At 59.8% G+C, this 3561-nt stretch carries 4 protein-coding genes; all 4 read left to right on the top strand.

From position 1 onward, the window contains the following. The first annotated feature begins 415 nt into the window (after positions 1-415). Positions 416-946 (top strand): M20/M25/M40 family metallo-hydrolase, encoded by a 531-nt coding sequence (locus ACZ3J7_RS40875; RefSeq protein ID WP_003945383.1) that lies wholly within the window; start codon positions 416-418, stop codon positions 944-946. Next, positions 892-1596, top strand: coding sequence for a peptidase dimerization domain-containing protein (locus ACZ3J7_RS40870; RefSeq protein ID WP_306300557.1), 705 nt, complete (start codon positions 892-894; stop codon positions 1594-1596). Before ACZ3J7_RS40875 ends, ACZ3J7_RS40870 begins: the two co-directional genes overlap by 55 nt. Positions 1597-1882: 286 nt before the next feature. Next, a complete protein-coding gene (locus ACZ3J7_RS40865) occupies positions 1883-2464 on the top strand; it encodes a hypothetical protein (RefSeq protein ID WP_037132137.1) in 582 nt (193 codons plus the stop codon). A 651-nt stretch (positions 2465-3115) separates the two neighbouring features. Further along, on the top strand, positions 3116-3561 hold a 446-nt coding region (locus ACZ3J7_RS40860), incomplete at its 3' end, for a helix-turn-helix domain-containing protein (protein WP_350835280.1).

The following is a 3561-nucleotide window of genomic DNA, read 5'->3' as shown; positions in this document are numbered from 1 at the left end:
GCTCAATGCGTTTGCGATCACCTTCGAAGGACGCATCACCCTGAACGGTAACTAACCGACATCAAGGTCGGATCCACCGTTAATCGGACACTCCCGGATGCATCGTAGCGAACGGGAGTGGTGTTGTTTTGGGAATATTGGGTGATGAAATCGGTTGGATCCGCCGAGGTTGGTATCCACATGGTCGGAAGATTCCAAGAGCGTGATGTTTGGGTGCCTTTTGTGGGTCCCAATGCCGCTATACGCATTTCGATGCTGTCCAACGCGTTTTGGCTGCGCGTAGACCCAGCCCATGCTTGTAACGATCTCCTGAGAGCGTTGGGTCGGTGGCGTCGAGTTGGTCGAAACTTGCTTGAAAGAATTTGAGGTTGCCCCAGTCGGGCTGTGCCCTGGATGGACACGGCATGATGGGTACGTGAACCTTGACGAGCTCTACTGCGACCTGCATGCGCATCCAGAACTTTCCTTCGAAGAAACACGCACGGCTGCAATCGCTGCCGCGGAACTTCGGGCCGCAGGGTTCGCTGTTATCGAGGGCGTCGGAGCCACGGGGGTCGTCGGTGTGCTTCGGAACGGTAGTGGGCCGACGGTGCTGCTGCGAGCTGACATGGATGCATTGCCGGTGGTGGAGGCCACTGGTCTGGCGTATGCCAGCATCACATCAGGTGTCATGCACGCGTGCGGGCATGACGTGCATGTTGCCTGTCTGATCGGCGCGACTCGGGAGCTTGCCGCGACGCGGGGGGATTGGAGTGGCACGGTCGTGGCTGTGTTTCAGCCAGCCGAGGAGGTCGGGCGCGGCGCGCAGGCAATGCTCGACGACAGGCTGTATGAAAGAGTGCCGATACCGGATGTCGTACTCGCCAGCACGTCGGGCCCGCACCCGCCGGGATGGTCGGAGCTCACTCTGGCGCGGCCTTCGCTTCAGCTGACAGCATCGACATAACGGTGCAGGGACGTGGTGGACACGGATCGAGGCCCGAGACCACGATCGATCCGATCGTCATCGCTTCGTCCATCGTCGGGCGGTTGCAGACCATTGTCTCCCGGGAGATTGCGCCGAAGGAGACCGCGGTGGTTACCGTTGGGCGGCTCAACGCCGGCACAAAGAACAACATCATCCCTGACAGCGCGGAGCTTGGCCTGACCATTCGCTCCTACAGTGAGGATGTGCGGGAGCGTATGTTGGCTGCGATCGAGCGCATCGTGAGTGCCGAGGCGGCAGCGTCCGGAGCGCCGGATCCTGTGATCGTGCGGGCGGAGTCTTTTCCCGTTACGGTCAATGGAGACAATGCTACTGAGCGCACGATGGTCGCGTTCCGGTCGGCGTTCGGCGACGACACGGTCTTTGACCCCGGGCAGGTCTCGGGAAGCGAGGATGTCGGTTTGCTCGCTACTGCTGCGAGTGCGCCGTTGGTCTACTGGATTCTCGGGGGTACGCACCCGGCAACGTATCGGGCCGCTGCGGAGGCAGGGAGCATCGACCGCGATATCCCATCGAACCACTCGGCCTATTTCGCTCCGGAAGTTCAACCGACACTTAACCGTGGGGTCGCTGCCTTGGTGATCGCCACTCGGGAGTGGTTGCGAGTCTGAGCCTGGTCGAGGGCCACACGCACGCGTCTTCACCGCCAAGACGACGAAGTTAGTCGGACCGACGGCGTAACTGTGCACATGATCGTCGCCGTCGACGTTTCGTACTCAACCCGCCCATCTAGATCTGATTGTCTACACGGGAATCGTGGGCAAGGCGCATGATCGACTCTATGAATCCAGTCGGTTGCCGACATTCTGATCTTGAGCTTCGCCGTTCAGCCGGATATGGACGCGATCATTGACAGTTTCGCCCAGTCCTATTTCGCTGAACGGCTATGGTCGGTCCATGCTTATTGCACGGATGCAAATACTAGGACTGATTGTGGGTCCGGCGATTTTTGGGCTTTCGCCGCTGTTCTGGAACGACGGGCATTACGGAGTGGTCGGTGGCATGCTCATCGCTGTATCGACCGTGCCGTGGGTGTTCGGGCTCCTAGGTGAGTACGAGAAGCTGCGTGCCCCCTTCCCGGTTGTGTCTGGGCTGTGGTTCTTGCTGGTGCTGGTAGGCATGTTCGGGACTGTCGCGTTCGGGCTGCAAGGTTTCTTCGAGGGTGTCTTCGGCGTCGACGACAGTTCGGCACTAGCGTCGTTCGCCGGCTACCCGACGGCCGGCACAATCATGTTGCTGCTCGCGGGGCCGACCTTTCCCTTCGCGCTTGTTGTGTTTGGAACCATGCAGTGGCGTGCCCGCACGGTTCCGCCGGCCTGCGCTGTCCTAGTGCTCATCGCGGCGGTTGCGTTCCCGATCGCCCGAGCTACGCGTGAGGTGCCCGTAGCAATCGTCGCCGACCTCGTGATGGTAGCAGCGTTCTGCGGAGTGGCGTGGTATGCGTGGACAAGGCAGATCGCCGCCGTCGACAACTCTTGACTCTGTATTAGTAAGTGACCGAATTATTCTGTACTGCAATATGATACGAAATGCGAGGTGCCGCGATCATATCGGTGTTCTTGTCGGGTTAGGCAGGACTTGATGAGTCACCCTGACTGCCAGTGAAAGCTGTCCAATCGGTGCCATCAAGACGATCTTAGTGAGGACGGAAGGTGTCAGGTGTTCGCGATCGTCAGTGTCGACACAGGCGCTCGCACCGCAATCACGCGGGTGATCACTACTCGCAGCATCGTGCTTTCCGGTTTTCCTCGTTCACCTCCTTACCACGGAATCAGGTCATCTAGTCGTCTGGCAGCCAGACAGGCACCATATTCTCGAAGACAGCTAGCGGTCGTCGGGCGTGGAGAACGATTCGGCACAAACCAGCGGTTGATGTGGGATCTCAAACGCCGCCTCGCTGAAGTGGCGCGGTTGGGGAAACCCGATCTGCTTTCGCTCACCTGGACTTAGGCACTGACCTTGACAACGAAAGGATTCAAGCCTTTGACCGCACAGACGTATGTCGTCGTTGCCGAACTAGATGTTGCGGGTACGGACGTTGATGACGCGGGACTGAAGTAGACGGGCTGGTCCTCGGCGCGAGAATAGGAATTGCGACATAGCCGTTCTCGACCAAGAAGGACCAGCCCTGTGACACACCGTAATGCCCCACTCACCGTCGAGGGAAGACGACGCCTGATCGAGCGGTGTCACGACCGCCCGATCGCCCACGTCGCCGCCGAAATGGGCATCTCCCGACAATGCGCCTCCAAGTGGGTCAACCGGTATCGCAAGTACGGTGACCTGGGATTACAGGACCGATCCAGCACGCCGCACCATCAACCGACCGCTACAGCGGCAGGGCTTGTGGCCGAGATCGAAGCAATGCGCCGGAGCCGGAAATGGTCGGCTTCACGAATCACGTTCGAACTGGGCACCGACGGCATCGTCATTGCTCGTCGGACGGTCACGAGAATCCTGCGGAGCCTGGGATTGCACCGTCGCCGGTTCATCGACCCGAACGGCGAAACCAACCGAAAACCCCAGGTCATCGCCGCCAAGCGACCTGGTCAGATGGTCCACGTCGACGTCAAGAA

It is taken from the genome of Kitasatospora sp. NPDC015121 (assembly GCF_055562955.1).
The sequence above is the reverse complement of the archived record's forward strand: the minus strand, read 5'-3'. Positions and strand labels throughout refer to the sequence as shown.

Excerpts from the sequence above, each read along its gene's own strand:
- ACZ3J7_RS40870 (WP_306300557.1), top strand. The coding sequence starts at position 892 with ATGGTCGGAGCTCACTCTGGCGCGGCCTTCGCTTCAGCTGACAGCATC.
- ACZ3J7_RS40865 (WP_037132137.1), top strand. The coding sequence starts at position 1,883 with ATGCTTATTGCACGGATGCAAATACTAGGACTGATTGTGGGTCCGGCG.